The sequence below is a fragment of the Alcanivorax sp. HI0007 genome (assembly GCF_001635525.1).
Classification (GTDB): domain Bacteria; phylum Pseudomonadota; class Gammaproteobacteria; order Pseudomonadales; family Alcanivoracaceae; genus Alcanivorax.
In genome coordinates this window covers 1-300 of sequence record NZ_LWEJ01000079.1, presented here as the reverse complement: position 1 = coordinate 300, position 300 = coordinate 1, and the positions used below count along the sequence as shown (strand labels likewise).

1 protein-coding gene is annotated in these 300 nt (G+C 43.3%); it reads left to right on the top strand.

What is annotated here, in order from left to right; all coding sequences use genetic code 11:
- Positions 1-93 precede the first annotated feature (93 nt).
- The coding region (locus tag A3714_RS18195; RefSeq protein ID WP_231867823.1) for a hypothetical protein at positions 94-300 on the top strand (207 nt) is incomplete at its 3' end.

The window sequence follows — 300 nt, the reverse complement described above, 5'->3', positions numbered from 1 at the left end:
TCTAAGTCGGTTGCTAGATATGAAATCTCAAGATCTGAATTGACTCGGCTCTCTAGTAAGTGTGATTCCCTGATAAGCACCTTTTCTCGTGATATGGATTCTTATGGTGTCCATGACCATGAATTGGTGGAAGTAGAGCGCTGGAAAAACGCAATACTCTCTGAAAAGCCCCAGCGTGCCTTCATCACTATCCAAGGAAAATTTCTCGGCTTTGTTCATTTAATTCGATTTACCGTGCTTGAACTCATTGCCCCTGTGATTGTTGCTCTTCTGGCAGTGTTCTCAAGCATAGATGAGTCG